Genomic DNA, 26,893 nt, shown 5'->3' with positions numbered 1-26,893 from the left:
ACCCGCTACAGCGTGCTTTGCACGCTTGCGCGGTCAGCTGAGCTTGAACGTTGGGCATCACTGAACAGGAGTAACTAATGTCCGGCCCTCAAAAGACCTCTGCGACTGCTTCGTGCTCGTGCGGAAGCGTTGAGCTCGAAGCGATTGGCGCTCCCATCACAAGCGTCGTCTGCTACTGCGACAATTGCCAGGAAGGCTCTCGGCAAATTGAAGCGTTGCCGAACGCAGGATCCGCTCGCGATCCCGATGGCGGGACCGCATACGTTCTCTACCGGAAGGATCGCGTTCGTTGCTCAAGAGGAGCCCAGCTATTGCAGAGTTACAAGATCACAGAGAATTCGGCCACGAACCGCCTCGTCGCCACCTGCTGCAATTCAGCCATGTTCCTCAACTTCGAAAAGGGGCATTGGCTTTCAGTGTACCGAGCACGGTTTCAGGGAGATGTCCTGCCCTTGCAGATGCGCATCCAAACAAAGTCTAAGCCCGAGAACAACGACGTTCCGAGCGACGTGCCCAGTTACCCGGCGTTCCCCCTCAGGTTTATGGCGAAGCTCCTTGCTGCCCGGATTGCAATGCTGATTCATCGATGAGCCTGGATCGTGGTGTCAACACCAGCCCCCGAAACCCTGCACCGGGCGTTCAGCGGCGAATGAGCGCTCACCGCGAGGTGACGCAACGATGCCAACTCTAAAATGGGACTATCTGAAGTGGCTGTGGCGAAACCTCAAAAGGTCGAAATCGAAAATGTTCTGTCTCCTGGGCGCATCGTTCGTGTCGATGCTGATAAGTACGGTGCCATGAAGCAGGCCTTTCTCAAGGTTCTTCCAAAAAAAACACCGGGCATGACAGCTGCGGAAATTGGAGAGGCCTTGCTTCCACATCTCCCCGATGAATTGTTTCCGCAAGGCGCCAAGGCCGGCTGGTGGAAGAAGGCGGTTCAACTCGACTTGGAGGCGAAGGGCGTCATTGCACGAGAGGCGACCAAACCACTCCGCTGGCACAAGCGATGACATAGGCTGCTGGTGTCGCGTGCTTCGTGGATATCGTTTCTCAGCGGATCGTCGAAATGGCGTGGTGCTTATTCACTGGTGGCTCGAAGCCGGCACGCGCCTTCGCACCGTTCGTGCGGCCTACTCCTCAAAGCAACCTGTGGCGTCACGATCGCGGTCGTATCGTCTCGCGAGCGGAAACGGCGGCAGCCATGACTCGCGACGGATGGTCCAGAGCTCATAGGTTGGCATCAGTAGGTCAGGGGCATCCAGGGATCCCAGGTTCACTTCGATTTCGTCTGCGGTGCGCGCGAAAACGGACGAGCCGCAGCGCGGACAGAAAAACCGTCCAGCGTAGTCGCGTGCTTCTCCATTGATCGTGACAGCATCCCGAGGGAACACTGCGGAAGTGTGAAACAGGGCCCCATGATGTTTGCGGCAGTCGAGGCAGTGACAAAGACCAACCCGGTATGGGGGGCCCGATGCCACAAGTCTAACGTCGCCGCACAGGCAACCGCCGGTGAATCGTTCCATGCTTCGACACCTCGAAAATCAAGCGGTGGCTACCTTCGGTTGGCCTTTGGGTCCGACTAGTTTGTGCTGAGGTGAGAACGTCCGCAACCGGCGAAAAATGCTTCGTTGCGCGCCGAGTCCGGAATGCCTGCCAACAGGCGGGAACTGCCGGCTGGTCGCGCCGGGCGGGCCGTTGTTTCGCTAACCGCAGGATTCTCTGGTTTCGCCGGAGAGGCGCAACTCAAGCGCCGCTGCCAGGGCGAGAACCTCCATGTCTTGGCCGGCCCGTCCTACGAGTTGGAGGGATACCGGCAATCCGTCTGCGGCAAATCCGACAGGTATCGTCACGGCCGGAAGCCCAAAGTAGTTCGCGAAAAATACATTCTCGGCGCGTACGCCCATCTCCTTGTTGCTTTCGGCGTCACTGACGGTGGGTACAGGCTCCGCCAATGTTGGCAAGGCCAAAATATCGCAATCTTGGAACAGGAGTTCATTGGAATTGTCCCGGTGACGCGTCACGTTTGCAATGTCGAAGACCGCCAGCTCCAAGGGCGTCGCGACGCTGCCTGCGCACACCGCCAATAATTCTAGTTGCGAGATCGCCGCGTCCATCGCGGGCTGCATCGACTTGTGCCAGTGGGCTGTCGATACGCGCGCGACCTTCATCGCCGTCACCCGCATTGACAATGCCTGGCTTGTCAACGCCGATAGCAGCTGTGCGATATCGGCGACCGAACGGGCTTGAAGCGCTACGTGTGCGGAAGTCAAGATTGTCTCATCCGCGGGCTGGTCTGCGAGAATTCCTTCCCCGGAGAGAAGACCGTAGGTTGGCTTAAAACCGGTGATACCACAGCAAGCGGCGGGAAGCCGGGCCGATCCAGCTGCGTCCGTATCGATACTGGCAAAGACCAGGCCTGCCGAAATCGCCGCCGCGGAGCCAGCTGACGAACCGCCCGGCACATGCTCCGGCCAACGCGGGTTGCGGACCACTCCAAAATCGCTGGCAAGCCCCGTCGTGCCGCGTCCGAAAGCGTCCATGTTCGATTTGCCGAGGATGGTCGCTCCAATGTCTTTCACCCTGCGCACGATGGCCGCATCAGATTTTGGAACTCGCTGTACGAAATGGCGGAAGCCAGCAGTTGTCGCCGTGTCGGCGGTGTCAAAGAAATCCTTTACGGCGATTGGAACGCCATCGACCACGGAGAGAGGAGTGCCGGCCGCGTATCGCCTAGCAGACGCCTCGGCGCTTTCAAGCGCGCTGTCGCGCATGATCGTGATGAAGGCGCGACTTTGATCATTCTCGGCCTCAGCGCGGTGCAGCGAGGCGTTCGTCAGATCAACAGGATTGAGCGCGCCGTGAGTATAGGCGGCGTTGAGTTCCGCCAGTGTCGAGGGGGTGTTCGTCATATTGGTCGCTGCACTCCGTGATGGAAGTTTGTCATGTAGCTTGATTGCGGACGAGCCACTTGGCCGCGTCCTTTCCGACCCAGCTTGATGGGACATCCGGCGAACGCGCCAAATCTCTCGCCACCGCAAGCGCGGCCTGATTGAGCGAAGGGTTTCGTTTGCCGATGGCCTTCAAGGCCATGCTCGCGGCTTGCTTAACCAGGCGTCGATCATCGCTCGCTTCGCGTTCTACCAGTGACAATGCCCGGACAAATGGCTCGTCTGCCGCAGACTTGTCATGCAAGCTCAGAGCCCAAAGGAGTGCAAAGCCCGCGCGCTTGACGAACTCGCTGTCGCTGGCGGCCCATTTCCAAATCTTTGCCCAAGTGTGCGGCGTGTGGTCAAACAGCTTAAAACAAACGGTGTCGCAGATCCCCCAATTGTCGAAGTCGTTGCACCAACGCTCCATCTGAGCGGAAGTGACAAGCGCCGGATCATCGATCATTGATGCCACCATTCGCGCCTCGTATCAGCCGGTCTCCCACAGCGCCAACGCCAAGCGATGGTTTACGCCAATGTCCTTGGCGATCGCCAGCATATCGCGCATGGCGACGCCAAGCGCCGTTTTCGTTTGGATGCCGTATCGCGCTGACATTGCGTCACGAACACTTTTACTTCTGACGCGTTCGAGTGACGCGAGCACGGTCCGAGCACCGACATTTTCCAGGCGCGCGATCATCGAACTTGCGGCGCGAGTCATACCTTGAGCGGCCGGTTCAACTCCGTGCGCCAGTTCGCCGGGTCGGGGGTCGATTGCGGTCCGACGGAATAGAGTTCCCAAAGGCTCTCCGCCTTCTCGTGCCCGTTTGCCTTCAGCCATGCGTCGAATTCGCCCCAGGCCGACGGGAGACCTTCGTAGGGACCGCTGTAAATCGTGCGCGCCACTTTTGCGGCAGGAAGCTCGCCCGGCTTCATGCGCCCAGCCGCTTTCACCGGCGCCGAGACTTTCACGCCCAGTTCGAAATCGAACGTGTCCGGGCTCATCTTCAGATGATGCGCGAACACCGCGCCGACCGGCTCCACGCCTTGTGCGGCGAGTGCCGCCATCAACTCGCCGACGGCGGGGCCGAACACTTTCATCATCTCGTTGCGTGGAACAGTGAGACGAATGACGGCCGCCATCTGAGCCGTGGTCTGGATGATCAGTGGTGCGGCGAGCATTGTTATCACTCCTTCGTGACATGTGGACGTGAATTGGGGCGTCAAATCATGACATCGAGCCGCACGTAGCCCGCTTCCATCCCGTGCTCCATACCGGTCGCGAGCATCGCGGTGCGCGCCGCCGCATCGGGAAACGCCATCCGCATGGTCATCAGCGTGCCGGCGCCGGCGGCTTCAAAGCGCGTCTCGACCTGGTATTCCGGCGTCGGGTCAGGCCAATACATGCGTTCCACATGCACAATGCGGCTGAATGGCTCAAGCGCGATGAACTGGCCCGTTTGATAGAAGCCGCCGCCTTTGCCGTCTGTCCATTCGTAGCGGATTTTGCCGCCTGAACGCGCCTCGCAGATGCAAACGGGCATGCTCCAGTCATCGGACCCGACCAACCATCTTTGGATGAGCTTCGGCTCGGTATGGGCGCGATAGACGGCCTCGGGGGAAGCCGCGAAGCGCCTCACAACGACGACGTGCCGGTCGCCTTCGGCCTTCACTGTAACCTTGCTCATCGTTTCGATTTTCGCTTCTTGGGTTTCATTCCAGCCAGCAGCAAGGGCCTCAATCGCATCCTCATCATCTTGCCCGAACATCTTCATCATCTCGCTGTGCTTGCTCAAGATAGCGGGCCATATTGGCCAGCGAACCAGCGTGTCCAGCCTCTGTGTTTTTAATCATGTCGTCGCCGACAAACGAGATGACCTGAGCAGTTACTTTCACCTTCGTGGCGTGGCCATCGGGTACGAATTCAGTGGTCGTGATGTTCACCGCGAGGGGCTTCGCGTCCTCATTGATCGTCTCAACCGTGACTACACACCGCTCAGGCACGATATTGAGGTACCGCGATTCAACGCAGAATCGAGGGTCGTCCTTTGCTCCGCATCGAGCGACATCTCGGCCGCCGACACGAAAATCTGCCTCCTCGTAGTTAAACACAGCCCTATCAGTGGGGGCCGCCCAACTGGTTCGCTCCTTTGCGTCAGCGAATGCGGCGTAGGCGCGTCCGACAGGCACATTAATCGCCTGTTCGACGACAACGGTGCCGTGATGTACGGGGGATGCAGCGAGCATTGTTGTTACCTTCGTGCGGTGAGGATACGAATTGAGGAATCAAGCCATGGCCTCGAGGCGCGCGTAACTCGCTTCCATGCCGTGCTCCATGCCGGTGGCGAGCATCGCGTCGCGCGTCGCGGCGTCGGGAAGCGTCATGCGCATGGTCATCAGCGTGCCGGCGCCGTCGGCTTCGAAGCGCGTTTCGATGTGGTTGTCGGGCGTGACGTCCGGCAGATGCATCCGCTCGACGTGAACGATGCGGCTGAACGGCTCCAGCGCGATGAACTCACCCGTGAGGTAGAAGCCGCCGCCTTTGCCGTCTGCCCATTCGTAGCGGATTTTACCGCCGGAACGCGCCTCGCAGATGCAAGCAGGCATGCTCCAGCCTTCGGGTCCGAGCATCCAACGCCGGATCAGCTTCGGCTCGGTATGGGCGCGATAGACCGCCTCGGGCGAAGCCGCGAAGCGCCGGACAACGACGACATGCCGGTCGCCTTCGGTCTTCAGCATCAACTTGCTCATCGTCTTGCCTTTCGTTTCTTGGGTTTCATTCCGGCCAGGACGGCGTCGAGCCGGTCGTAGTTCTTCGCCAAGGCTTGGCGCAGCGTGCCCAGCCATTGATCGATCTCATCAATCGCCGAGGGCGCCAGTCGGCACGGGCGTTTGGTGCCCTCGATCCGGCGGATGATCAGCCCGGCCCCCTCCAACACCTTTAGATGGCGCGAGATAGCCGGCTGAGTCATGTCGAACGGTTCGGCCAGCTCCATCACCGTCGTCTCGCCCAAGGCGAGACGGGCAAGGATCGCCCTGCGGGTCGGATCGGCCAGCGCCGAGAAGGTGGCGTCGAGATTCTGCATGCCGCGACTTTCGTTATATAACTTCTTTATTATATAACGAGAAGGCCAGTGTCAAGCCCCTTTCGCGGACGCCGGCAATTGCGCTGCACGCCTCGCCGGCGGAATTATCCCACAGCACCCGGTTCGGACCGCCGTCGCCGTAGCCAGGCTCTTCCTCTGCCACCATCCGCGCGGGCGTGATCGCGGGCACTACGACAGTTGAAATTGGCCCCTGGTGTCGGCGAAGATGCAAACCACGAGTTCTCGATTTCGCTACTCCCTGCTACGCCGAAGCCCTCGAAGATGCGCAAACGTGACCGGGAGCGGGCGGAGGCGCTACGCCTCGCCGCCGGGCCGAAGCCGTCGCCGAGGGACCACGCAATCAAGTCCATGATCCGAAAAGGCTCTCCTGGGTATGACTGATCGATCCTATGCCGCCGCCGCTTCCCGCCTGCGTACGCTGCCGAGGCCGGGAGACGGCAATCCGATGCAGGCGCTCGTGCATGCGGCGACGCTCGCCGCCTCGAGCCACAATACGCAGCCCTGGAGCTTTCGCATCGACGCCGACGCGATCACAATCTCCCCCGACTTTTCGCGGCGCTGTCCCGTCGTGGACCCCGACGACAGCCATCTGTTCAAGAGCCTTGGATGCGCGGCCGAGAATCTCGCGGCAGCGGCGCCCGCTTACGGACTGGCGCCTGACATTAGAATTGAATCCGATGGACGTGTCGTCGTTGGCCTGACCAAAACCGCAATCCAGGCGGGAGCGAGTGCCCTCAAAGCCATCGCCGAACGCCAGTGCACCAAATCCCCTTATGACGGCAGCGCGCTCGCTCCGTCCGACAGCAGCGCGATAGAGTCTGCGGGCATGGGCATTGGCGTCCGTGTGCTGCTCATCGACGACGCGAAGCTCAAGGAGACAATTCTCGACTGTGTGAACGAGGGCAATCGCACACAACTTTCCGATCCAGCCTTCCGGCGCGAACTCATTCACTGGATCCGCTTTAACGACGCCGCCGCGATCGGCACAGGTGACGGCCTCGGCGGACGGCCGAGCGGACAGCCGCAACTGCCGGCCTGGCTGGCAAAGCCGCTGATGGGATTTGTACTTACTCCGAAATCCCAGATGGCGAGGGACACCGAGAATCTCAGATCCTCCGCCGGCATCGCCGTGTTCATCGGCGAGCGCGATAACGTGCAAACCTCGATCGAGACCGGTCGGTCGTATGAGCGCTTCGCGCTGGCGGCCACCGAGCGCGGCATCCGCAATGCTTTCATTAACCAGCCGATCGAAGTCCGGCGCTTGCGGCCCCAATTGCATGCGGCGCTCGGCCTCAAGCGCAACGAGGTCGCGCATCTGATGGTTCGCTACGGCCGCGGGCCGCTTGCTCCCTACAGCCTTAGGCGGCCCATTACAGACGTGCAAAGCAAATGACCGATCTTCCGGTCGATACGGCGTTCGCCGATGACTTCCTCCGCCGCCTACACAGTGCGGTCAATGCGCACGATCCGTACGCCATTGCCGAACTCTGCGCCGAGAACGTGATCTGGGACGATCCCGCAGCGCCGCAACCATTGTGCGGCCGGGAAGCGGTGCGCCGATTCCACGAGGAGATCATGTTTCCGGCGCTTCCCGATGTGCAGGTTGAGTTGATGGACGGTCCCTATCTCTCCGCCAAGGGCGATGGCTTTGCTGTTCGGCTGCGGATATCGGGAACGATGATGGGTCCGCTCACGCCGCCCGGCTTCGCGCCGACGCGGGGGCGGCTCTGTTTCGAAACAGCGGAATTTTCAACCCTTCGCGACGGCCTGCTATCTCGGCACACAGTCGTTCTCAACATGCTGGACCTCGCCCGTCAGATCGGCGCCGTTCCGGAGGCGGGCACCTTTGGCGCACAGCTCGGTCTCTGGATGCAGCACGTTTCGGCGTTCTGGGAGCGCGCAAAACGCAACTGATATCGCCTGGACAGAAATGGGCTTGCTCAATGAACTGGTTGTTCGCGACACTTTTCTTGCTCCTGCTCGGCCTTCTTGGCCTTGCCAGTTGGCGGTGGCTGGACCGGAGGGCCGATGATCTCGCCAGGAAGCGCCTGATGAAGGTAGCCGGTCCTGCTGCTGCAGCCTTCGATCCGGCCATGATCGAAGGGCTCCCGGAACCGGCGCAGCGCTATTTTCTTTACATGATCGAACCTGGGGCGCCGCTCCGCCGCGCGGTCGAGATCGAGATGACCGGCGAAATCGAGTTCGGCACGAAAGAGAGGCCGGACTATCGGCCGATGTCGGCCCGCCAGATCCTCGCCCCTCCCCATGGCATGGTCTGGCGCGCGAAAGCAGGATCTATCAGCGGGTCTGATGGCGCGACACCGGACAGTTCGTGGACGAGGTTCTGGCTGTTTGGGCTGGTCCCGGTTGTTCGCGTGAGTCGCAATGACGACCATCGCCGCTCGGCCTTTGGCAGAGTCATTGCTGAAGCGGCGCTCTGGGCGCCTGCCAGCTTGCTGCCAGGGGAGAATGTCACATGGGCGCCTCTCGATGCGACGAGCGCGCGCGCCATTGTGCGCTTCGGAGAATTCACGCAGGCAGTCGATATCACCGTCGCCGAAGACGGCCGGCCGATCCGCAGTCTTATCCAGCGCTGGAGCAACGAAAACCCCGACAAGGTCTTTCGCGAGCAGCCTTTTGGCGGCGATATGTCAGAGTTCAGGACGTTCGGCGGCTACCGCCTGCGACACGGGTCGAGGGCGGCAATCATCTCGGCACGGACGCGTATTTTCCCTTCTTCAAGGCGAATGTGACGGCGATCCGCTTCCCGGCGGCGGAGGATGCGCCATGAGCGCCGCAGACCTTGGCATCATCGGACTCCAGATCGTCCTGCCGCTTGCGCTGCTCGTATGGTTCGGATTCGCTCCAATCAGGAGCACGCTCGGACACTGGCTTCAATTCGCAAGCACAGGCCTTGCGTTGATCGCCTTGTGCTTTGCGCCGCCCTGGCTCGCGCTGCCCTGGTGGACGCCGGTTGCATATCTCGCCATCTGGTTCTCGACCGTTCTTGTTCATATCATCAGCCGACGGATTTCCTCGTCGCGCGGTTTTCCCAGCCGGGCATCGGCATGGGCGTCTTTGGTTTTGTTCGGTCTGCTTGGCATGTTGAGCGGCGTCGTGAGCGTCACTGCGCTCTCGGGCCGTTGGGCGCACGGTGGCGCCGCGATTGATCTCGCCTTTCCGTTGGGTCCGGGCGTCTATCTGGTGGCGAACGGCGGATCGCGCGACATCGTGAACGCCCACTTCCTGACGCTCAATCCGGCGACTGAGCGCCAGCGCGCCTATCGCGGCCAATCCTACGGCGTCGATCTGGTGAAGCTCGGCGGCTTTGGGCTACGAGCGCCAGGTTGGCGCCCGCGCGAACCGGCCCGCTATGAAATTTTCGGTGAGCCGGTGCTGGCGCCATGCGCAGGCGCCGTGCTGTCCGCCGGCGACGGCATGCCGGACATGCCCGTGCCTGAACAGGACCGATCCCGGCTTGAAGGCAATTATGTCTTCCTCGACTGCGACGGCGTCGGCGTTCTCCTCGCGCATTTCCAAAACGGCAGCCTGCGTGTGGAAACCGGCGACCGGGTCGTGGTCGGCGAGCAGGTCGCCCTGGCTGGAAACTCGGGGCAATCAGGCGAACCGCACTTGCACATTCATGCCCAAAGGCTTGCGGACAATGCGGCGATGTTCTCGGGCGAGCCGCTGTTCATCAGCTTCGATGGTCGCTTTCCGGTGCGCAACGACCGGATTGCGGTCTCGACCCGATGAACGCGGTGTCAAGTTGACGCTCTGCGGCTTCGTTCAATGCGGAGACTCGAATGAATAGGAGCGAGGTGCTGACTTTTGGCAGGCGGATCGGTACAGGTCTGGCCTTCGTCATCTTCCCGTTGGTGTTCATCTTCGCCTTTGCGGTTCATCCAGGGTTGTTGAATCCTCGCCTGCTTGGTCCAAAGGAACTCATCCTAAGAGGGCGCAACAATGATCTTCTGCAATTCGCGCACGCCCTGGTCACTCTGAACACGGCGCTCCTGGTGGTGATCGCTCTACACTTCATGAGGTTGTTAGATCGAGGCCCCCACGGTCGGCCAAGGATTACGACCGGCATTTGCCTTTCTTCGCGTAGCAGACGAGCAAGCGCGGCCTTAACCACGGGGGCGATCTGCAATCAGTCGTAGTAGCTCTGGCGTGCCTCGGATGCTCGCGGCGGCATTCGCGCCCCAAAGGCTGGAACATCATAGCGCTCCAGCGGAATCGTAGTTGTCAGTTTCGTCTACGCTGGGGCGCCAAATACCGCCGAACCTGCGATTTCCCACGTAAGCCAAACACGGCTTGCCGTCGCAAGCGCCGCAATCAGTTTGGATCGGAGGTGCAGGGCGATACCGGCAGCGCATAGCCGCGCCAGCGCGCCGCGCGCGCCAGTATCGCGAAGGCTGTCTTCTGAAGCCAAATGGGTGGACCCGCCAAATAAAGGTGATCGTGGTAGACATCGAGAACCAATGCAATGAGCAGGAGCTTCGGATCTCCTTTGGCGGAGAACCATTGGGGCCTTTGCTGGGTCAGCATGGCGAAGTTGCGGAAAAAGCGCAGATGTTGTTGAGGCGGAAAAAAGGACACGGTGGCTTTCATCGCTTCTGCGCTCGCATTGGCGAAGTAATGGGGTGTGCCGCGTGGAACGGTGATGGTCTCACCGGCTCCGACGAAATGCTCCTTTCCCGCCATGATGACCTTCAAACGCCCGGAGGACACCGCGAAAGTCTCGTCGGCCAACGGATGCACATGGATCAGCGCATTGCCTCCGCCGGTTCCGCCTTCGCCTAGGACGACGTCGAAACCAAGATGGCCGGATTCGTCCGGCGCGCCCGAAAAAACGAAGGTTTCGTTGTTGAACGTGTTCTTGATGACCGTGTCTCGGCCGATCATGCGCATCTCCAATTCTGCCGACGCCACTTGCCGCCTGGCCGGATCGCTCTCCGTCATTCGGTCTTTCCCTGTGCAAGCGCAGCTGCCCGTTCCAGGCTGATGCTTTCGACGAGAGGGTCGGCGTGCCGATGGGCCAGCCGCCATTCAGTGCCCTCGCGACGATAGACCAGAGTGACACGCAGCGGCCATTCCTGCGCGGGAAGTCCCCCGACCTCGACATTCTGCCGTTCAATGACGGCAAGGACGACGATTTCGGCCGAGCCGTAGGCCTGCACCAGCTCCTGCTCGAATGTGCCGTTCCTGAAGAACCGAGCCATCGCCTCCATGCGCTCGTTCGTCATGTCCGAACCGAGTGTCGGCGCGCCTCCGAACGGGGACATCAACGTGAAGTCGTCCGTGTAGGTAATCAGCGCGCGGTATCCGCCGAGATCGCCGCGCATGAGCGCCGCGTGCGCGGCGGCGGACCGACGGATCAGTTCGGCGACATCGTCGGCAGTTGCAGGCGCCGCGAGGGCGGGGGCTGGAAATCCCACTGAGCCCGCGATTTCCAACGTAGCGAGGCACCCTGCGGCGGCGAGAATTGAACGTCTTGATTGCGACACGGAGTGACTCCTGATCCTGATTTTCCATTGCTGCGCGGCCGTTTCGTGCCGTGCGTTCGGTTGAAATCGCACTTCCATTACGCTGAATCAAATGATACGTTTTACACGATATGCTGAACAGAATTAACCTTTCGCGAGCCGATCTCAATCTGCTCGTACTCTTCGAGGCCGTTCTGGAAGAGCGTCACGTCGGGCGCGCCGCCGACAGGCTAAATCTGACGGCTTCGGCTGTGAGCCACGGGCTCGGCCGGTTGCGCCGGCTTCTCAACGACCCGCTGTTTCTGCGAACACCCAAGGGCGTTGTACCCACAGCCCGCGCGACCGAATTGGCTTTTCCGATCGCTGACGTTCTGAGCCGGACAAGGAGCATCCTTTCGACGGCCGCGCCGTTCGACCCAGCGATATCCACGCGCCGATTCACGATAAGCGCCCCGGACGGTTCCGCTTCCGTGTTTTTGCCCGCGCTTTTGGCCAAACTCCGGCAGGCCGCGCCGGGCGTCGACATCAGCTTGCGTCCACTGATGCCAACGAAAGGGGAGCCGTCGCCCGAGCGCGCCTGGCAATCCGCCTGCGCCGAATTGGAGGCGGGGGTGATGGATATCGCCGTGATCCCCTTGGATGGCGCGCCGGTGCGTTTCCATAGCCGGACACTCTACGAGGAAGATTTCGTCATCGCGGTGCGCGCCGGACATCCCTTCGCGGAGGATCCGACGCTTGAACACTATTGCAACGCACTGCATTTGGTGGTCTCGGCCACCGGTGATCCCGAGGGCTTTGTAGATACCGCGCTGGCCCGTGAAGGTCTTTCGCGGCGGATCGCGCTGACGGCTCCAAACTTCATGTTCGCCCTCGCCATCATCGCCGAGACCGATCTGATTTCTGCCGTACCGAGGAGGCTCGCGACCATTCACGCGGTGCGCTTTGGTATCGTGGGGGTGGACTCGCCGTTGCCGCTGAGGCGATTCCGACTCAACGCCGTCGCTTCCAAGGCGGCGATGATGGACGCAGGCGTGGCGTGGCTTTACGATCTGCTCTCGGAAGACGAGCAAGGCACATCGAAACCCTCCGCCCGTGCGCGATCACGAAAACAGCAGCGGTAATTTCAGTTTGTATGCCACCCCGGAGGCTCTCACACGTCGCGCTGGATCGAATGATCGGCGGTATGCCAAGTGCATCGCCTGCGGAGCGATCCTTCAAGTGGTCGTAGTAGTCTCGGCGAACCTCGGATGCTCATGGTGGCGCCTGCGGCCCGAAGGCTGGAATATCAGAGTGCTCCAGCGGAAACGTAGTTATCAGTTTCATCTACGCTGGGGCGCCATTTGCGTATAAAACTGCGAACACCCTTGCCGATTTGTTCTCCGGCGATGACGGCCTGTTCGAGGCTGGCCTTGGAGCCATGGATGCGGAAGTGGCATAGGCTTGGCGGCTGGGAATGCGCGCGGTGAAGGCCGCAGGGATCGGATTCTCGCAAGTTGCGTGGCCGAGAAAGAGCGAATAATCGTTAGGTTTTCGGCAAAATCATCGCAGTGGAGTGTGGCCATGAGCGTTTTTGGAGGCGAGCGTGCAAGGTTCGGATCAACTGCCGGCGTTCGTGTGCTGAAGAAAAGCGAAAGAGTGCGAACGTTCACGCGACACGACTTGCGAGCGGCGATTTATCATTGTTGCCCAACGCTGTCCCGTGCCGAGGCTCGAAGGATTTTCAATGAGACCTTCGATGAGCTGTCCGACGCGCTTGTTCGCGGCGAACCGGTCAAGCTGCGCAATTTTGGAACGTTCAACCTCCGCGCCAAGCGACAGCGCACCGGGCGCAACCCCAAGACCGGGGTGGAGGCGGTGATTAGCGCTCGCAGGGTCGTGACCTTTCGCCCGTCGCCGGCGCTACTCACGCGAATAAATCGAGAATCTGCCGACTGCCTTCCCTATTGAGCAACGATCGCTCAAATTCCAATCCCCCGCGCCCGGGTATATTCCCTTGAGATTCCCGAGTCTCGGACGACGCCGCTGATCTGGCGTCCGAGACGATCGTCCATCACCGGCCGCCATGGAACGAGCGTGAACTCATAGGCGTTCTCGATGACGGCGTATTTACCGGAGACCAGGTTTGTCGTGCCGGTGAAGACGCCCGAGACGCGCTCCCCCTCCGCTTTCATTTTGAAGGGGGCGTGCTTGTCCGCCGCCATGGATTTTCCGAAGCGCTCGATCTCGCCCCGCTCCAGTCGACTTACCAAGTCCCCCCGCGCGCGAATGACGTTATCCGGCGTGCGCCTGGCATGACCCATTTCGACGAGTGTCTCTCTGCGCTGTTTCATCGCACGGTCGACCTCGGCGCCAAATCCGGGATCATCGCAGAATCTTCCCAAAATCGTACGCTAAGCCGCATCGAGTAGCTCAGAGCGCGGGTTTCTGAGGGGCCGGAAGGCGTTTTGTAGCGGCTCCGTCGGCCAAACATAGTCCCCCTTGAAGGTGATATGCTCCCAACCGAGCGGCGCGATATGAGCGAGCAAATCCTCACGGACCGGTACTCCACTGGAACGCAGTTCGGCTACGGCGTGGCCGAGGTAGACTGTATTCCAAAGGATGACCGCTGAGACGACCAGATTTAGTCCAGAAGCGCGGTAGCGTTGATTTTCGAACGTCCGGTCGCGGATTTTGCCAAGACGGTGAAAGAACACTGCCCTGGCGAGCGCGTTACGCGCCTCTCCCTTGTTGAGGCCAGCGTTCGTCCGCCGCCGCAGAGCTGGGTCGGGGAGTGGGAAATAGCTGGGGGTCAGGCCGCGAGATGGAATGCGCCCGCTTTCAACCGACCATCGAGCACAGCGGCTCTGGCTTGAAGCACACGTTGCGCGCCGCGCGGCGACCAGCGCATCTGCCACAACTTGTTCATGCGCGCATTGACCAGCGCGTTGACCGCGGACTCTGCTCGCGAGCTCGAAATCGGCAGACCCTTCCAATAGCGCTGACAACAATTGATTACGGAAGCCTGGTTCAATCTTAAGTATGTCGCCAACTCGTCGATGAGCACCAGAAATCGTTTCATTTTTGCGTTGATCTCGTGGGTATGTTCGGAGACGGCGCTGCGAACCCAATAGCTCATCAGTCTGAGCGCGTCGCGGGTCTCGTCAACGTAGCCGCTCCATAGGAAACGACGTAGGCGCGGCACGTCTTGGTCGGCCCCCATCGGGCGATCCAGTTCGGATGTTAGTTCAAGATCGGCATTTGGACCAGCGGCTGAGCGCCCGGCGGAGCTGGCTGGGGTTGCGCAGCCGGGCGCTCGGGGAACAGAACCGCCGGGGCTGGCGGCCGATACCCCAACGACGAATGTGGCCGCACTTCATTGTAATGACGCCGCCAGCTTTCGATGATGATCCGCGCTTCCTTGAGCGAGTAGAAGATCTCGCCGTTTAGCAGTTCGTCACGAAGCTTCGAGTTGAAGCTCTCGCAAGAGCCATTCTCCCATGGACTGCCTGGCTCGATGTAAGCGGTCCTGGCGCCGACAGCGGTTATCCAATCCTGCACGGCCTTGGCGATGAACTCGGGGCCATAGCACCTGCGGAAGGGTGATGGGGCGACCGCCGAGCCAGCGGCGCGCGCTGCTATTAAGCAGCAAGCGCGCGCCGCTCGAGGCGGCCATGGCCGGGCGATGCGTCTCTAGAATGACGGTGTTTGAATCCTCATTCCGGAGAGTCCGGCCATGACCAACATGCAGCCTATCCCGAACGACCCCGTGCTGGTAGCGATCGACGTCGCCAAAGCGCGCAACGAAGTCCTCATTGAGGCGGCCAATCATCAGCGTCGACGGCGATTGACGGTGCTGAACAATCGGACTGAGCATGATCGATTCGTCGGGACACTGGCTGGCTATATTCGCCCTGTGATCTGCGCCTTTGAGGCGACCGGCAACTATCATCGACCTTTGGCTTGGCGGCTGATCGAAGCCGGTTTTGAGGCGCGCCTCGTGTCATCGATGGCGCTGGCGCGAACGCGCGAAGCGCTGCACAACGGCTGGGACAAGAACGATCCGAAAGACGCGCAGGTGATTTTGCACATGCTGCGGATCGGCGCGACCCAGCGCTATTACGATCCGCTGGTCGCCGGAATCAACGACGTCCAGGAACTGTCCAAGACCCATGAGGCGATCTCGAGGGCCAAGACCGAGATCCAGCATCGGATTCTCACGCATTACCTGCCACTGTATTTTCCCGAGATCGACCGCTTCAGGGGAAACAGCCGCAGCGACTGGTTTTTCGCCTTTCTCGAACAGTTTCCCACACCGGCGAGCATTACCACTCTGAGCAAGGAAGCATTCGTCGAGGCGGCGTGGTCGGTTGTTGGCCGGAAGGTATCAAAGGAGCGACTGCTGACAGATATCTACGAAACGGCGAAGGCCTCCATCGGGCTGCCTCTAGCGCCAGATGCGCCGGCGATACGCATGTTCCGCATGGTCATCGCAGAGGCTCGCAGCTTGATACGACAACGCGGCGAGATCGAAGTGATGGCCGGCGAGCTCCTTGGCGACAGCGCGGATTTTCGGCTCCTTCGCCGTATCCCAGGCATCGGGCCGATCAATGCGCTAACCATCCTCGCCGAGACCGGCGATCTGCGTCGGTTCAGCCATCACCGTCAGTTCCTGAAGTTCTGCGGGCTTGATCTCGCCACGATGCAATCCGGCGTGTTCCGTAGCCAAACGAAGCTGTCGAAGTATGGCAATGGGCGCCTGAGGCGAACGCTTTGGCTCGCAGGACAGGTCGCGATCCGTCAACGCGACAACAGCTTTAGGGACAAGTTCGAGCGCTACATCGCTCGGGACCGAGACAATCCCGATCTCAAGCGCAAGGCGCTCACAGCGATTACCGCCAAGATGGCGCGCGTCGTCCACGCTGTCATCAAAAGTGGTTCAGACTACCGGCCTTTCATCGAAGGGCCGGCGCCAGGCGGGAGAACCTCTCTCAGCAGGAGCCGTGAGGGCGCTTCGGCGACCCTGTAGATAATGCTCGGGTCTTCCACCTGGATCGGTATCTCGTGTTGAGGACGGTAACCGAATGCATGATCCGTCGTTCAGCCACAGTCGCTTTCGCTTGGGCTGCTTTGCTGGGACCTTCAGCCCCTCCCGCCGCCAGATCCGCTCGACGCGCTTGAGGTTCACCGCCCAGCCGGCGTCGTGCAGCAACGCCGTGATGCGCCGATAGCCATATCGCCCATATTGGAGGGCGAGCGCGATGATGTCGGCGGTCAGAGCCGCTTCGTCATCTGACGTCCTGGCGATCTTACGTTGCGTCGAACGATGTTGGCCGAGCACGCGCCAGGCGAAGCGTTCAGACACGCCGAACGCCTCCCTTGCGCGCTCAACGCAGGCGCGACGGCGGGCGGGGCTTAAAAGTTTCCCGACGCAGCCTCCTTCAGGATCAGCTTCTCAAGCGTCAGATCAGACACCGCCTTGCGAAGCCGGGCGTTCTCCTGCTCGAGATCCTTCAGCCGCTTGACCTGGTCGCTCTTCAGCCCGCCATATTCCTGGCGCCAGCGGTAATACGTCACTTCCGTAACGCCTATCGATCGAATGGCTTCCGCAACCGAATGCCCTTGCGTCGTCAGCACGTCGACCTGACGAAGCTTCGCGACAATCTCCTCGGGCTTGTGCCGTTTCCTGCCCATCTCAAATCCTCCTCATAGGCTCAAAAGCCATACTTCACGGAGGATCACTTTTCAGGGGGCGGACCACCTCACTTTTCGTGCTCCGGAAGCGCCAACATCGGCATCATACGCGCGCGCAGCAGCTCGGTGCTCGCGCGGCCATACATGGCGCGCTTGAGCGTTTTTAATCGATTGATTTGTCCCTCAGTTTGACCATTGCTCCAAGGTTCCGCCACCGCATTTCGGACCGCTTGAATATCGCCGCGTAACCTACATGCGAAGCGTTGCATGGCGTAAATTCCTGATCGCTGAGCGTCGTCAAGCCATTTGTCGAGTCGCTTCATATCTTTGCAATGAAGAACGCCCCGAAATCGCATCGCGAGCGCGCGCATGGCGACAAAATCTGGTGAAGCTTTCTTCAGGGCTATGACCTTAGCGGCTTGCCGCGCCGTCAGCATTCCACGTGGCTTTATGCAAAGCGCGGCGCCAATGATCGGCGAAATGGCCCAACCCGTTTCGGGATCGATCGCGCGAAGTGGAAGCGCCGTCGTAGTCACAGGGGAAACGTTCGGCGAGGGCGCGCTGGTTGGTGCAAGCGCTGTACGCTCCATGCCTCGCCACTTTCCCAAGAGGCGCTCCATGTTGGAACGGCTGCCCCAATAGCCACGTTGCTGAATCTCCTCGAAGAGTTGTCGGCCACCCCTGCATCCTTTCGCCCAACGGTCCGCGAGATAATCCCGAAAATAGCGCGGCGATGTTGGCGTTGGAGTGCGCTCGCGGCGTTCAGGCATTTCGCTTGCATGCACCCACTTCCTGACGGTGCGCGAGTTAACGCCCATTTCCAGAGCGATACGGCGAATGTTCTTTCCTTCAGCCTTCAGAAGCTGAACCTTTTCAAACATCGCCTGTCGCGAACGGTGGTATGCAAGTCGCTTAAGATACCTGTCCTCAGCGATCACTTGCCGCCCCGGTGTGCTGCAAGAAATCAAGCCAGAATCTTCACCTTCAGTTCTCGGCGAGGAGGGACGCGCCAGGCCTCTATCGGAACGACTTAGCTGGTGCTCGATCCTCTCGCGCAAATTCTGCAGTAGATGGAACCGACCGCCACCTGACGCGCTTGTGGCGCGCCGTGGCGTATTCCCTGCGCATAAAGTCCGCAACGGTCCCGGCTGACGACTTCTACATTTGGATGCTGGCGCAGCCAGTCCGCCGTTTCTTCCGTCGAACGTCCGGGCAAGACATCGACAACTTCGCGTCGCTCCAGATCCACCATCACGGTTCCGTAACTCTCTCCCTTCCGCCGGCGCCAATCGTCGACGCCCAACACACGAACATCGTTGATCCTGCGGGTCGCGCCCCGCTTCAACTGCCGCAGGAGGGTGTCGTCGCTCGCCGGCATGCCGAGGCGGTTTATCAGCCGCTCGCCTGGCTTGCCGCCGGCGCCATGTGCAAATAGCTGAAGAAGGCGACCAACGCGTAACGTCCGGCGCGCATGTCGGGCGGCGACGCCGGGAAGTTGATCGGAGAATGTTTTTCGTGCGCACACCCTGTTCAGACAACGCCATCGCGTCATCAGGACTTTCAATGCGACAACCGCGCCCTGAGCCGGCAGATCCTGTAAACAGCGCGAATATCGACTGTGTCGCCGTCGTGATCGCGCCCCGCATCCGGGACAGAAGCCGATCTCTCGCGCGGCGGCCGAAATTACCCAACGATCGCCATCGCGCTCCACGGCCATAGCTCTGACGCCTGGCCCGAGCGTCCATGTCGATTTTGCTTTCATGCGGCTCAATACCGACAGCGAAGTCACCAACCGGTAAAAAGCACGAAAAATGAGGCAGACCCAATTAAATGGATATTCCGAGGCATGATGGCTACGGTTAAATCATTGATTTTCCTGAAAACGTATTGTCACGCCAAAATGGCTCCCGACAGCTAGATTTCCCCATGGACGGCTTTCCTTAGATGGTGCTGCGATAGCGGCCATCTTGGCACGATGATGCCGCTCGGGGCGCCGTCCACCCCATCATCGCAGAATCTTCCCAAAATCCTACTCTAAGCCGCATCGAGTAGCTCAGAGCGGGGGTTTCTGAGGGGCCGGAAGGCAACTCCGAGGGGTTCGGCGGGCCAAACGTAATCGCCGTTGAAGGCGATATGCTCCCAGCCGAGCGGCGCGACACGGGCGAGAAGCTCGTCAGCCAGGTCTTCGCCACGGGTGCGCAAAGCGTTGACGGCGCGTCCGATATAGACAGTGTTCCAGAGAATGATCGCGGCGACCGCGAGATTGAGGCCGGAAGCCCTGTAGCGCTGGTTTTCGAAAGTCCGGTCGCGGATTTCGTCAAGGCGGTGAAAGAACACGGCCCGCTTGAGAGCGTGATGCGCTTCGCCTTTGTTGAGGCCGGCATTGGCGCGGCGGCGCAAGGCAGGGTCGCTGATCCAGTCGAGCGCGAACAGCGTGCGCTCCATGCGGCCGATTTCCCGCAGCGCCTTGGCGAGCGCGTTCTGCCGCGGATAGGCCGAGAGCCGGCGCATGAGCGCGGAAGGCGCGACAGTTCCGGCCTTGATCGACGCGCCCGCGCGCAGGATTTCATCCCAATTGTCGCCGATGACGCGCATATCGACCACGCCGCCGATCATGGATTTAAGCGCCTTATATTCCGCTCTGGGATCGAGGACATAAAGCCTTCGATCGGCAAGATCGCGGATGCGCGGCGCGAAGCGGTAGCCCAACAGGCCACACAGTGCGAACACATGATCGATCGCGCCGGCGGTGTCGGTGTAATGCTCGCGAATGTCGAGCGAACTTTCATGATGCATCAGGCCGTCGAGCACATGCGCGGCATCGACGACGTCTCGCGTCGCTTTCCATCCAGTTGCCTTTAACAGTTCGTGATGAAATTGGTCTCGGCGTTCAGTCTCTTGCCAACGCGGATCGTTTGAATCGTCGACCAGACCAGCCATGTCGTTATAGTAAGGTTGATCGACCGGTCGATCAATCTCAATTGAAACCGAAAATGTGCCGATATAGTCTCAATTGAAACCGAAATCGGACTGAGACTGGTTTTTTTAAGCCCCTGTTTTTCAAAAGATCGTGAGTCTCATCTTGAAACCGAAATCGACACTATTATAAGCCGCGCTTTGCGCCGGCGATCTGCGCGGCGGGCGGCGGCGATCAGCGCCATGCCGACGCGCCCGAATTGACCCCGACCGAGATTTTGGCGGTGACCGCGATAGCCTATCTGCAACCCGGTACCCGCGCCGAACTTTCGCGGCTCGCCGGGAAAGAGATCAGCCGCGACGTCATTGGCGCGCTCAAGCGCCATGGCCTGATCGATGACACCTTGCGCGCGCCGGAGTCAGGCGCACCATTCGCCTATGTGACGACCAAGAAGGTTCTCGAGGTCTTCGGCCTCGCGACGCTGCGCGATCTCCCCGACATCAAGCAGCTCGAAGACGAATGACTCTTGGAGAGGAGGCAACCGGGTGCCGGTCCCGACGCCATTCCTTTCGCGAAGATTTTGCGGAGAGCGACGCCGGGGAGCATTGGGAATAACCGACGACAGAATTCTCGCGAGGCGACGCCCGTTTGTCGCGGTCTCCTGATACTCCTTACCCCATCCAGTCGTTGTTAAGAAATTCGTCGGAGGGTCGATGCCGCAGAAGAAGATGTGGGCGGCGCGAGGCTGCGGCCGCGCCGTCAAGGGCAAACTGCTCGATCTAGACAGTGTGGTATATGTGGGCGAGACGGTCTTGCCGAGCTCTCTGGAGGCGGTCCCGAAAATTCGGGTGGCCGGGGGCCACTGTTGGCGAAGGTGACGACCATTGCCGCGAGATTGCGTGCGGCTACAAGCATGGTCGCCAGTCAGTTGGATCGAATGGAATGCTTCGAAATTCCGCCAAGGAGCCTCCTGTAGTGCCTTGCTGCCCGGTCACTGGCGTTTCCGCGGTTCGTCTCGTCCAAATGGTGCCAGCGCGCCTCCTCCGTCGCCTATGGAAAATAGAGTTCGGCGCGGAAGTTCGGCCGAGCTTCGGCGAGGTGAGCCAGTTCGGGCTGTGGGAATCGCCGACGGGATTGCTGTTCTTTGACCCGCCTGTCGAAGGCGATCACGTCTTTTATGAAGGGTTCTATTCGAGGCTCAAAAAACTCGGCCTCTACTCCAACCATTTCGTTCGGCCCGAGTTCAATCTCGCTGCGCGCCATGTGCCGCGCGGCGCGCGAGTGCTCGATGTCGGATGCGGCTTAGGCAATTTCCGCCATTGTGTGACTCACGCCGACTACACTGGGCTGGATCCGCATTTCGCCGAGGACGGCGACGACCCTTCGATCCACAATGAGACTCTCGGCGAACATCTCGTCGTCAACGCCGCAACCTATGACGCCGTCTGCGCATTTCAGGTTCTCGAACATATCAGCGCGCCTGCGTCGCTATTCGGCGAAATGCTGCGCGCCGCCAAACCAGGCGGTCTGGTCTTCATCGGCGTGCCGCATGTTCCGTCGGCCTTAACTCGGATACCGAATTTTCTGATGAACGCCCCGCCACATCACCTCAGCTGGTGGACAATTGGCGCGCTGGAGGAAATGACGAAACGCGCCGGCGCGATTGTCGAAAGCATCGAAAGGGTTCCTTGGGGCGAAGACGACGCGCTGCTTTACTGGATCAGCCGGTGCAGTCCGATCAAATGCGACGGCCCGTACTATCGCGAAGCGTGGTCTTGGCATGCCTCGGCCGCAGTCGGCCTGCTCGGCGGCCTGGCCGCCCGGCTAGCGCTGGGTCTTCCGTCGCGCGAGGACGAAGGCACTGGACTGCTGCTGGTGGCCCGCCGAGCGAACTAGCATTCGTCGTGGTCTTTGTGTTCGCTCCCGCCTAATTTGCCTTGGCGCCGCGGATCGACGGCTAGGCGCCATGGTTGCTGGCGTACGAAGCGCCCGCGCGTACGATCGGCCCTCGCCTGCCAACAATGCAGCGATCGAAACCGACGGACGCGTGGCGCAATTTTTGAGTCCGCGCCAAAAAGATCGGCCACCGTCAACGACTCAGCGTTCGGCGAGGAAAGCCCCTCGATCAGCCGCTTGCGCCAATTCGCGTGGAAGCCGGCTTGTCCCAGTATGGCATCCGGATCCTTGAGCAATGCTTCCCCGAATTCCGGCTCGCATAACGCGCGTCCCGCAATCTCCGCAAAAAGCTCATTTTGCTCTGCTCTATCGACGGGTGCGTCTGCCATTTTCAGCTCCCCTTATCGCCAATCCCAAAGTTTGCTGGTCCAGATTTCGGTTCAACGAGTTTGGCGCAAGCTTCGTTCCAACTCGCACAATCGCATTGCTCTTTAGAGATTTCGCAGCGCGCCCGCCTCTACGGCTTACGGAAAATAACGAAGACCTCCGTCTCGTCGCCAAGCCAATACCCGAAAAACAAATAAAATCCTGTGAGTGGGTTCAACCACAATCGCGCGCTATTCAGCGGCCGCTCAAAAAGCACATCGAGCGTCCCATCGAAACATCCCATGTAGTAATGCAAAAATTTCAAAGAAAGCATAGGCATATTCATGTATCCGGTCAGATAGGTGCGCTCGATCTTCAGGCCGATGTTTCGACCTGCTTCCTGAAGCGCCGGCAGAGCGAGTATATGGCGATGATACGGTTGATGCAGGGAATGAACATATTTTTCCGCTTCATCGAGATCGATCGCGGCGGCGTTTGGCGTGCCGATAGCGACCAGACCGCCGGGACGACACAGAGCCTCCAAGCGCGCAATCGTGGTAATGGGATCTTCGACGTGTTCAATCACGTCCTGAGAGATTACTAAATCGTAGCGTTCCTCGAGCGGCGCTGGATCGCTAAAGCGCGGCGAGTATGCGTCATAGCCGACCGCGCGGTAACCCTTCTCTCGAAGATATTGTGTGAGCGAGCCCCCGCCGCAGCCAAAATCGAGCACAGTTTGCCCTTGCTTCAGACCCGCTTGGGAGAGCCGCTGGGTCAGTCGGCGATAGGCCAGACTTAGCACCCAATCGAGCTTCATTTTGTGAAAGGGATAGGCTCGATATGCACTCTCAAGGTCTACTTGATCGCCAGCGTGGATTGAGCGGCACGACGGACAGCGCCACACCCGAAACTGGGCGTTTCCCAACGACCTAACATTCGCCGGCGCCAGAGCCGTTTCAATGCCGGTGTCAGAAATCGAAGAAGCTTCACAAACGCGGCAGACTTCAAGGATGCTCATCATTGCCTCTCTTCCAGATTTGCATTCGCTAGCTACCAGTCGCTCTCGGCGGCAGAGCGTTCGAATTGGGCGCTCGACAAGCTGCTTCGCTGAAGTTGGGTCGGACGCCTATTTTCTTCACTACTGTCCGGTTAAGCGAACGACGCAGCTGGAATAAGCCTTCATGGCTAATACGTTAGGCCTGATTTGGTTTGGTGTCGATTTGAACTGGCCTCGGTGATTTTGCGCTAGTTTTCCCTATTTTCCTGATCGGGGAGCCCTGCCGTGAACTATGGCCGGACGCTGTTTTCGCAAGTCATGGACTTCGTGCCGTGGACGAGTTTCGAGCGAATCGTCACACGTCATCGCGGTGATGTTCGCGTCCGCAGCCTTCGTCGCGGCGAACAATTTCGCATCATGGCGTTCGCGCAGAGAGCTATTCGCCGCCGCCTTTCTCGCATTAGAGGGGTCTGCGTCACTTTAAGTGCTTTGCGTTGCCAAAGCGGAACTTGGCGCCTCAATAGCGCATGACGAAGAAAGCGAATTTAGCCTTTGGGCCCGGAGTTGTCGTGCGCGGCGTTGTATTTCGAGAGAACCGGTGGATCGAATCGGCGGACGGAGCCGGGGCGCGGTCATGCCCCGAGTGCGGAGGAGCGTCAGCATCGCGTCATAGTTGGCACCTCCGGCGCTTGCAGGATCTTCCAATCCAGGGCGTCCCTGTCGTTCTCGAGTTGCGCCTGGGACGTTGGCGGTGTTTGGACGACGGGTGCGCGCGAAAGACTTTCGTCGAAAGACTGACGACGGCTTTTCCCTTTGCGCGAAAAACGCAGCGTGTTACCGACCTCGTGAGATTGTTCGGCCACGCCGCTGGCGGCAGGACAAGCGAAAAATTGCTGGCGCGCTTGGCGATGCCAATCAGCGACAATGCGATTCTGCGGCAGCTCAAACGTCATGCATCCGAACGTCGCGATGGCGCTCCTCTGCGCGCCATCGCGATTGATGATTGGAGTTGGCGCAAAGGTTTTAACTACGGAACGATCATTGTCGATCTTGAACGTCGGATCGTTGCAGATGTGCTGGAAACCCGCTCCGCCAAAGAGACTGCGGATTGGGTCAAGCGCCATCCTGAAATCGAAGTCGTCAGCCGCGACCGCTGCGGTCTTTACGCACAGGGCGTTCGGCAGGGAGCGCCGCAAGCTCGACAAGTCGCTGATCGCTTTCATTTGTTGCAGAACTTGCGCGAAAGCATTGAGCGACACATGACCCGCATCAGTCGTTTTGCCGGGCGTCCCCAACTCCCGCCGACCACCGGAGATCGTCACGCGGCGCGGCGCGGCGAATGCGGCCACGCGCGTCAAGCTTTATTTGACCGGGTCAGTTCGCTGCGTGCCTCGGGCAAGACTTTTGTCGACATCGCTGCGCAGATCGGCGTCGACCACAGGACCGTCGCGAAATGGATCAAGACAGGTTTCCCGCTACACCGTCGGCGCTTGGCGTTGAAGCCGACTTCCCCGCTGTATTTCCAAGAGTTCCTTTCCCGCCGATGGGCCGAGGGCGATCGGGTAGGCCGGCGTTTGTTTCATGACCTTCGACATCGGGGCTACACGGGAAGCTTCTCAAATCTGGAGCGCCTTTTGTCGACATGGCGCGCCGGCAGCAGGGAAAAGAAGCAGTCAGAACAGCAGTATAGAAAGTTCATTGAGATCCCGGCAGTCGATCCAGCGACCGGCTGGCAAATCTCTCCGGGTCATTGCCGCTTCTCTCTGCATGAAGCCGACGCGGCGACTCACGCCCGCCGAGAACGCTAAGGTCGTCGTTTTGAAGCAGGCCTCCCCCAGCTTCGTCGTCATGCGCCAACTCGCGATGCGCTTTCGCAGCATTCTGCGCGGGGATGATCCGGACAAGCTCAACAATTGGCTTCATGACGCAAAGCATTCCGGTGTGCGTTCAATGCAACAGTTTGCGCGAACGTTGAGCCGAGATCTCGAGGCCGTCAGGAACGCCATCGTCGAACATTGGAGCAGCGGCCAAGCCGAGGGGCAGATCAATCGTCTCAAGACACTTAAGCGCGCCATGTACGGCCGCGCAGGCGTTGAGCTGCTGCGAGCTCGAATGCTTCCATTCGAATCCGCCATGTGCACGTAAAGTGACGCAGACCCCCTTGAAATGCAAATCGACACCGGCTGACGGCGTGCGATGGCTCGTCGACACCTATCTTCCTTATCGCAATCTCGAAGACGCAGTCCTTCCCATGCACGTGGTGGCGACGGATCTCTTGTCGGGCGCGCCCGTGGTGTTGTCTAACCCGGCGGCCGAATAGAAGACCGTGCGCCGCCCCGAATTCCGGGCCGCCCGGATAGGACATCGCCGCGCTCGCTTGCCAGAGGTGGAATGCTTCTGTCGCTCCACGCGGTAAGCTATGTCACGACGACAGCGCAAAGCGCATGCTCGTTGCGCTCCGCGTCGTGACAACGGAGGAGGTTTGATGACGGCGATGACCGAGGCTTGGGGAAAATTCGCGATCTGCGTCGCCTTGATCGCCGTCGCAGGGCCAGTGCTGGCGCGCTATGGCGACATTATCGCACAGCGGACGCGGCTTTCACGCAGTTGGATTGGATTGTTGCTGCTCGCCACGGCGACCTCGCTGCCCGAACTGTTCACGGGCGTCAGCGCCGTCACCGCCGCGAACGCGCCAAACATCGCTGTCGGCGACGCCCTTGGTAGCTGCGTCTTCAATCTGGCGATCTTGGTCGTGCTCGACGCTCTGAACCGGGACGGGTCCGTCTTCACCCGCATGGGCCAGGGCCATATTCTGACGGCCGGTTTCGGGGTCATCCTAATAGGCTTTGCCGCCGCGTCTTTGTTGCTCGGCGCCAGTCAATTCGCCCCGAAGTTCTTTCATATCGGCGTCTTCACGCCAATCCTAATCGTTTTGTATCTCGTCGCCATGCGCGCCGCATTCGATTACGAGGCCCGCCTCGCCATCGCGGGCGCGGTGTCCGGCATCGAACCCGAAATCGGGCTTGGCAGGGCGATCGTGGGATACCTCATGGCGGCGGCGGTCGTAGCTGGAGCAGGCGTCTGGCTTCCCTTCGTCGGCCTGGACATCTCCCACGCCATGGGTTGGCGAGCGACCTTCGTCGGCACCTTGTTCGTGGCCGCCGCGACATCGGCGCCCGAACTGATTGTCACCCTGGCCGCCGTGCGGCTCGGTGCCCTGGATATGGGGATCGCAAACCTGCTGGGCAGCAATCTTTTCAACATGCTCGTGCTTGCGATCGACGACATCGCCTATCAGCCAGGATCGTTGTTCGCGGCGGCGTCGCCGGCGCACGCGGTGACGGCCATCGCGGCCGTCATTATGTCGGGAATCGTGATCGTCGCGCTGCTCTACCGGCCCTCGACGCGCTTCTTCGGTGTCGTCGGCTGGACCAGCCTGTCGCTGTCGACGGTCTACTTCCTGGCCTCCTATGTGATCTATCTGCACGGCCATTGACGTGGCGTCGCCGTCTTGCGCGGCGCGG

At 60.2% G+C, this 26,893-nt stretch carries 26 protein-coding genes and 7 pseudogenes; 14 read left to right on the top strand and 19 right to left on the bottom strand.

Annotated elements, in window-relative coordinates; translation table 11 throughout:
• Window positions 1-692: 692 nt before the first annotated feature.
• Window positions 693-1,010, top strand: coding sequence for a DUF6958 family protein (locus IYY11_RS05900; protein WP_210331211.1), 318 nt, complete (start codon window positions 693-695; stop codon window positions 1,008-1,010).
• 120 nt (window positions 1,011-1,130) lie between these two features.
• Here IYY11_RS05900 and IYY11_RS05895 read toward each other — a convergent pair whose 3' ends face one another.
• From IYY11_RS05895 to IYY11_RS05860, 9 genes are all read right to left on the bottom strand, one after another.
• Entirely contained in the window at window positions 1,131-1,523 is a 393-nt protein-coding gene (locus tag IYY11_RS05895; protein ID WP_196402658.1) for a GFA family protein, read from the bottom strand.
• Window positions 1,524-1,703: 180 nt separating this feature from the next.
• Window positions 1,704-3,005 carry an amidase gene (locus tag IYY11_RS05890; RefSeq protein ID WP_196402659.1) on the bottom strand — a complete coding sequence of 434 codons (1,302 nt, stop codon included), beginning with the start codon at window positions 3,003-3,005 and terminating at the stop codon, window positions 1,704-1,706.
• Window positions 2,941-3,393, bottom strand: a complete 453-nt coding sequence (locus tag IYY11_RS05885) for a DNA alkylation repair protein (protein ID WP_210331212.1) — start codon at window positions 3,391-3,393, stop codon at window positions 2,941-2,943. Before IYY11_RS05885 ends, IYY11_RS05890 begins: the two co-directional genes overlap by 65 nt.
• Window positions 3,394-3,417: 24 nt before the next feature.
• Window positions 3,418-3,543, bottom strand: a complete 126-nt coding sequence (locus IYY11_RS23275) for a hypothetical protein (RefSeq protein ID WP_281431665.1) — start codon at window positions 3,541-3,543, stop codon at window positions 3,418-3,420.
• A 101-nt stretch (window positions 3,544-3,644) separates the two neighbouring features.
• Entirely contained in the window at window positions 3,645-4,109 is a 465-nt protein-coding gene (locus tag IYY11_RS05880) for a GyrI-like domain-containing protein (protein ID WP_196402661.1), read from the bottom strand.
• 41 nt (window positions 4,110-4,150) lie between these two features.
• Window positions 4,151-4,723: an SRPBCC domain-containing protein gene (locus IYY11_RS05875; protein WP_246719588.1), complete on the bottom strand. Its 573-nt coding sequence runs from the start codon at window positions 4,721-4,723 to the stop codon at window positions 4,151-4,153.
• The gene (locus IYY11_RS05870; RefSeq protein ID WP_196402662.1) at window positions 4,680-5,174 is read right to left on the bottom strand and encodes an SRPBCC domain-containing protein; all 495 of its coding nucleotides are present in this window, start codon (window positions 5,172-5,174) and stop codon (window positions 4,680-4,682) included. The genes IYY11_RS05875 and IYY11_RS05870 overlap by 44 nt, the downstream gene beginning before the upstream one ends.
• Window positions 5,175-5,213: 39 nt before the next feature.
• Window positions 5,214-5,678 carry an SRPBCC domain-containing protein gene (locus IYY11_RS05865; protein WP_196402663.1) on the bottom strand — a complete coding sequence of 155 codons (465 nt, stop codon included), beginning with the start codon at window positions 5,676-5,678 and terminating at the stop codon, window positions 5,214-5,216.
• On the bottom strand, window positions 5,675-6,013 hold the full coding sequence (locus IYY11_RS05860) for an ArsR/SmtB family transcription factor (protein ID WP_196402664.1): 339 nt from the start codon (window positions 6,011-6,013) through the stop codon (window positions 5,675-5,677). The genes IYY11_RS05865 and IYY11_RS05860 overlap by 4 nt, the downstream gene beginning before the upstream one ends.
• A gap of 394 nt (window positions 6,014-6,407) precedes the next feature.
• On the opposite strand from IYY11_RS05860, the gene IYY11_RS05855 reads away from it, so the two are divergent.
• Genes IYY11_RS05855 through IYY11_RS05840 form a run of 4 tightly spaced genes read left to right on the top strand, consistent with a single transcriptional unit; the run spans window position 6,408 to window position 9,790 of the window.
• Complete coding sequence (locus IYY11_RS05855; protein WP_210331213.1) at window positions 6,408-7,427, top strand: Acg family FMN-binding oxidoreductase; 1,020 nt, start codon at window positions 6,408-6,410, stop codon at window positions 7,425-7,427.
• On the top strand, window positions 7,424-7,948 hold the full coding sequence (locus tag IYY11_RS05850) for an ester cyclase (RefSeq protein ID WP_196402665.1): 525 nt from the start codon (window positions 7,424-7,426) through the stop codon (window positions 7,946-7,948). Before IYY11_RS05855 ends, IYY11_RS05850 begins: the two co-directional genes overlap by 4 nt.
• Before the next feature lie 56 nt (window positions 7,949-8,004).
• Window positions 8,005-8,787 (top strand): DUF6544 family protein, encoded by a 783-nt coding sequence (locus IYY11_RS05845; RefSeq protein WP_210331214.1) that lies wholly within the window; start codon window positions 8,005-8,007, stop codon window positions 8,785-8,787.
• A 34-nt stretch (window positions 8,788-8,821) separates the two neighbouring features.
• Window positions 8,822-9,790 carry a M23 family metallopeptidase gene (locus tag IYY11_RS05840; protein WP_196402666.1) on the top strand — a complete coding sequence of 323 codons (969 nt, stop codon included), beginning with the start codon at window positions 8,822-8,824 and terminating at the stop codon, window positions 9,788-9,790.
• Between the two features lie 582 nt (window positions 9,791-10,372).
• Here IYY11_RS05840 and IYY11_RS05835 read toward each other — a convergent pair.
• Together IYY11_RS05835 and IYY11_RS05830 are read right to left on the bottom strand one after the other, a co-directional pair.
• Complete coding sequence (locus IYY11_RS05835; protein ID WP_196402667.1) at window positions 10,373-10,999, bottom strand: cupin domain-containing protein; 627 nt, start codon at window positions 10,997-10,999, stop codon at window positions 10,373-10,375.
• Window positions 10,996-11,544, bottom strand: a complete 549-nt coding sequence (locus tag IYY11_RS05830; RefSeq protein ID WP_312029690.1) for a nuclear transport factor 2 family protein — start codon at window positions 11,542-11,544, stop codon at window positions 10,996-10,998. Before IYY11_RS05830 ends, IYY11_RS05835 begins: the two co-directional genes overlap by 4 nt.
• A gap of 110 nt (window positions 11,545-11,654) precedes the next feature.
• Between IYY11_RS05830 and IYY11_RS05825 the strand changes: the two genes are divergently transcribed.
• Together IYY11_RS05825 and IYY11_RS05820 are read left to right on the top strand one after the other, a co-directional pair.
• On the top strand, window positions 11,655-12,644 hold the full coding sequence (locus IYY11_RS05825; protein WP_196402668.1) for a LysR family transcriptional regulator: 990 nt from the start codon (window positions 11,655-11,657) through the stop codon (window positions 12,642-12,644).
• Between the two features lie 493 nt (window positions 12,645-13,137).
• Window positions 13,138-13,470, top strand: a complete 333-nt coding sequence (locus tag IYY11_RS05820) for an integration host factor subunit alpha (protein WP_312029691.1) — start codon at window positions 13,138-13,140, stop codon at window positions 13,468-13,470.
• An 11-nt stretch (window positions 13,471-13,481) separates the two neighbouring features.
• Here IYY11_RS05820 and IYY11_RS05815 read toward each other — a convergent pair whose 3' ends face one another.
• The 4 genes and pseudogenes from IYY11_RS05815 to IYY11_RS05800 form a co-directional block, all read right to left on the bottom strand.
• Window positions 13,482-13,904 carry a DUF3363 domain-containing protein gene (locus IYY11_RS05815; protein WP_281431666.1) on the bottom strand — a complete coding sequence of 141 codons (423 nt, stop codon included), beginning with the start codon at window positions 13,902-13,904 and terminating at the stop codon, window positions 13,482-13,484.
• Between the two features lie 9 nt (window positions 13,905-13,913).
• A pseudogene (locus tag IYY11_RS05810) lies at window positions 13,914-14,291 on the bottom strand (Tn3 family transposase); the annotation flags it as partial.
• A gap of 20 nt (window positions 14,292-14,311) precedes the next feature.
• Window positions 14,312-14,722, bottom strand: a complete 411-nt coding sequence (locus IYY11_RS23760; protein WP_196402688.1) for a hypothetical protein — start codon at window positions 14,720-14,722, stop codon at window positions 14,312-14,314.
• 20 nt (window positions 14,723-14,742) lie between these two features.
• Window positions 14,743-15,090 (bottom strand): annotated as a pseudogene (locus IYY11_RS05800) (integrase core domain-containing protein); the annotation flags it as partial.
• A 145-nt stretch (window positions 15,091-15,235) separates the two neighbouring features.
• Here IYY11_RS05800 and IYY11_RS05795 point away from each other — a divergent pair.
• Complete coding sequence (locus IYY11_RS05795) at window positions 15,236-16,528, top strand: IS110 family transposase (protein ID WP_196402670.1); 1,293 nt, start codon at window positions 15,236-15,238, stop codon at window positions 16,526-16,528.
• Window positions 16,529-16,576: 48 nt separating this feature from the next.
• On the opposite strand, the pseudogene IYY11_RS05790 reads toward IYY11_RS05795, so the two are convergent.
• From IYY11_RS05790 to IYY11_RS05780, 3 pseudogenes are all read right to left on the bottom strand, one after another.
• Window positions 16,577-17,193, bottom strand: a pseudogene (locus IYY11_RS05790) (IS3 family transposase); the annotation flags it as partial.
• 68 nt (window positions 17,194-17,261) lie between these two features.
• Window positions 17,262-18,910 (bottom strand): annotated as a pseudogene (locus IYY11_RS05785) (ISL3 family transposase).
• Window positions 18,911-19,227: 317 nt separating this feature from the next.
• Window positions 19,228-20,022: pseudogene (locus tag IYY11_RS05780) on the bottom strand (Tn3 family transposase); the annotation flags it as partial.
• A gap of 347 nt (window positions 20,023-20,369) precedes the next feature.
• On the opposite strand from IYY11_RS05780, the gene IYY11_RS05775 reads away from it, so the two are divergent.
• Both IYY11_RS05775 and IYY11_RS05770 read left to right on the top strand, forming a co-directional pair.
• Window positions 20,370-20,633, top strand: coding sequence for an SMC-Scp complex subunit ScpB (locus IYY11_RS05775; protein ID WP_210331216.1), 264 nt, complete (start codon window positions 20,370-20,372; stop codon window positions 20,631-20,633).
• Between the two features lie 419 nt (window positions 20,634-21,052).
• Window positions 21,053-22,006, top strand: a complete 954-nt coding sequence (locus IYY11_RS05770; protein WP_196402671.1) for a class I SAM-dependent methyltransferase — start codon at window positions 21,053-21,055, stop codon at window positions 22,004-22,006.
• Window positions 22,007-22,523: 517 nt separating this feature from the next.
• Here IYY11_RS05770 and IYY11_RS05765 read toward each other — a convergent pair.
• A complete protein-coding gene (locus tag IYY11_RS05765; protein WP_196402672.1) occupies window positions 22,524-23,393 on the bottom strand; it encodes a bifunctional 2-polyprenyl-6-hydroxyphenol methylase/3-demethylubiquinol 3-O-methyltransferase UbiG in 870 nt (289 codons plus the stop codon).
• A gap of 261 nt (window positions 23,394-23,654) precedes the next feature.
• Here IYY11_RS05765 and IYY11_RS23270 point away from each other — a divergent pair.
• The 4 genes and pseudogenes from IYY11_RS23270 to IYY11_RS05745 all read left to right on the top strand — a co-directional run.
• Window positions 23,655-23,858: pseudogene (locus IYY11_RS23270) on the top strand (DUF4372 domain-containing protein); the annotation flags it as partial.
• A 113-nt stretch (window positions 23,859-23,971) separates the two neighbouring features.
• Window positions 23,972-25,514: pseudogene (locus IYY11_RS05755) on the top strand (ISL3 family transposase).
• A gap of 1 nt (window position 25,515) precedes the next feature.
• Window positions 25,516-25,689, top strand: coding sequence for a hypothetical protein (locus IYY11_RS05750; RefSeq protein WP_196403037.1), 174 nt, complete (start codon window positions 25,516-25,518; stop codon window positions 25,687-25,689).
• Between the two features lie 99 nt (window positions 25,690-25,788).
• Window positions 25,789-26,865: a hypothetical protein gene (locus tag IYY11_RS05745; protein ID WP_312029707.1), complete on the top strand. Its 1,077-nt coding sequence runs from the start codon at window positions 25,789-25,791 to the stop codon at window positions 26,863-26,865.
• The last annotated feature ends 28 nt before the right edge of the window (window positions 26,866-26,893 follow it).

Source organism: Methylocystis sp. H62, from assembly GCF_015709515.1.
GTDB lineage: Bacteria > Pseudomonadota > Alphaproteobacteria > Rhizobiales > Beijerinckiaceae > Methylocystis.
Note: the sequence above shows the minus strand (reverse complement) of the source record. Positions and strands in the feature narration are given on the sequence as shown.

Bases quoted from the DNA above. Each gene is read 5' to 3' on its own strand.
- IYY11_RS05900 (WP_210331211.1), top strand. From the start codon at position 693: ATGGGACTATCTGAAGTGGCTGTGGCGAAACCTCAAAAGGTCGAAATC.
- IYY11_RS05895 (WP_196402658.1), bottom strand. From the start codon at position 1,523: ATGGAACGATTCACCGGCGGTTGCCTGTGCGGCGACGTTAGACTTGTG.
- IYY11_RS05890 (WP_196402659.1), bottom strand. From the start codon at position 3,005: ATGTCCCATCAAGCTGGGTCGGAAAGGACGCGGCCAAGTGGCTCGTCC.
- IYY11_RS05885 (WP_210331212.1), bottom strand. From the start codon at position 3,393: ATGATCGATGATCCGGCGCTTGTCACTTCCGCTCAGATGGAGCGTTGG.
- IYY11_RS23275 (WP_281431665.1), bottom strand. From the start codon at position 3,543: ATGTCAGCGCGATACGGCATCCAAACGAAAACGGCGCTTGGCGTCGCC.
- IYY11_RS05880 (WP_196402661.1), bottom strand. From the start codon at position 4,109: ATGCTCGCCGCACCACTGATCATCCAGACCACGGCTCAGATGGCGGCC.
- IYY11_RS05870 (WP_196402662.1), bottom strand. From the start codon at position 5,174: ATGCTCGCTGCATCCCCCGTACATCACGGCACCGTTGTCGTCGAACAG.
- IYY11_RS05865 (WP_196402663.1), bottom strand. From the start codon at position 5,678: ATGAGCAAGTTGATGCTGAAGACCGAAGGCGACCGGCATGTCGTCGTT.
- IYY11_RS05860 (WP_196402664.1), bottom strand. From the start codon at position 6,013: ATGCAGAATCTCGACGCCACCTTCTCGGCGCTGGCCGATCCGACCCGC.
- IYY11_RS05855 (WP_210331213.1), top strand. From the start codon at position 6,408: ATGACTGATCGATCCTATGCCGCCGCCGCTTCCCGCCTGCGTACGCTG.
- IYY11_RS05850 (WP_196402665.1), top strand. From the start codon at position 7,424: ATGACCGATCTTCCGGTCGATACGGCGTTCGCCGATGACTTCCTCCGC.
- IYY11_RS05840 (WP_196402666.1), top strand. From the start codon at position 8,822: ATGAGCGCCGCAGACCTTGGCATCATCGGACTCCAGATCGTCCTGCCG.
- IYY11_RS05835 (WP_196402667.1), bottom strand. From the start codon at position 10,999: ATGACGGAGAGCGATCCGGCCAGGCGGCAAGTGGCGTCGGCAGAATTG.
- IYY11_RS05825 (WP_196402668.1), top strand. From the start codon at position 11,655: ATGCTGAACAGAATTAACCTTTCGCGAGCCGATCTCAATCTGCTCGTA.
- IYY11_RS23760 (WP_196402688.1), bottom strand. From the start codon at position 14,722: ATGGGGGCCGACCAAGACGTGCCGCGCCTACGTCGTTTCCTATGGAGC.
- IYY11_RS05795 (WP_196402670.1), top strand. From the start codon at position 15,236: ATGACCAACATGCAGCCTATCCCGAACGACCCCGTGCTGGTAGCGATC.
- IYY11_RS05770 (WP_196402671.1), top strand. From the start codon at position 21,053: ATGCTTCGAAATTCCGCCAAGGAGCCTCCTGTAGTGCCTTGCTGCCCG.
- IYY11_RS05765 (WP_196402672.1), bottom strand. From the start codon at position 23,393: ATGATGAGCATCCTTGAAGTCTGCCGCGTTTGTGAAGCTTCTTCGATT.
- IYY11_RS05745 (WP_312029707.1), top strand. From the start codon at position 25,789: ATGTCACGACGACAGCGCAAAGCGCATGCTCGTTGCGCTCCGCGTCGT.